Source organism: Vibrio sp. 1401, assembly GCF_033340295.1.
This window is the reverse complement of record NZ_JAWOWF010000144.1, coordinates 1-1058: the sequence shown is the minus strand read 5'-3', so window position 1 is coordinate 1058 and position 1058 is coordinate 1. Positions and strand designations below refer to the sequence as shown.

Annotated in this window: 1 pseudogene; it reads right to left on the bottom strand. The window is 41.5% G+C overall.

From position 1 onward, the window contains the following. Positions 1 to 1058, bottom strand: a pseudogene (locus tag R7Z77_RS24165) (type IV secretion protein Rhs); the annotation flags it as partial.

Genomic DNA, 1058 nt, shown 5'->3' with positions numbered 1-1058 from the left:
ACCATCTTCAGACTCTCTCTTTACGACTTGACCATGTTTATCGTATTCATACTCCGTTACGCAACCTAGAGCATCGATATCCCACACTCGTTGGCCAAGACTGTTGTAATAGGCCTTTTCAAGATCACCATCAGGAGATACCGTTTTTACAAGCTTACCTAAGCTGTCATAACCATATTGAATTTGAGCACCGGAAGAGTGCAGTTTGGAAATTAATTGGCCTTGCTGGTTGTACTGGTACTGTGTTGTCGAGTTATCTGGGAATACCGCTTTCTCTTTACGCCCTAAATGATCATAGTGCCATTGCCACGTTCTTCCTGTCGGGCTCGATTTTTCAAGCAGATGACCTTGCTCATCATGAATGAAAGTCCACTCATTATCTAAAGAGTCAGAATAAGAGGACTTTGCGCCCTCATAATGGAATCGATAATCATAAATACCTGAGTCACCAAAGTTTCTAATGCACTTAGCACTCGAGCCTTCTCCCGACCATTCAAAGTAATGCGTAAACCCTGTTGGTCGCACACGTTTGGCTATCAAATGTTGGTCTTGATACTCATATCGCTCAGTCAAACCCAAATCATTCGTCGCACTAACAAGATCGTCTTGCTCGTCATAGATATATGTTGTTAATACTTGTTCTGTCTTTGCGTTCAACAATTCAACAAGGCGCCCTTGTTTATCATATTGACACTCAAGAACTGGTCGCTTGTTATGTGCAACTTCAATTAGGCGATGGTTTCTCGAATAACGAAGTTGGAACGTCGAAAAGATTCCATTGCGGATTTGTTTTAATAGCCAAATGTCTTCTACCAACTCAAAACGATATTGATCACCACTAGAGAGAGTGACAATTCGTGTATTTGGGTTTAGGAAATGACAGCTTGCTCCGACATAGACTTGATAACTTGTTGAACCATGCTCAACTGGTTCAAATTCAATCTCGTCAGCAGAATCACTTACAAATTCCCATGAGGTGACGTTGTGCTTTTCATCTGTGACTTCTTTCAGTTCAAATTGAAAAGCATGTCGCCAACCGTAACCAAGACCTTGATTTC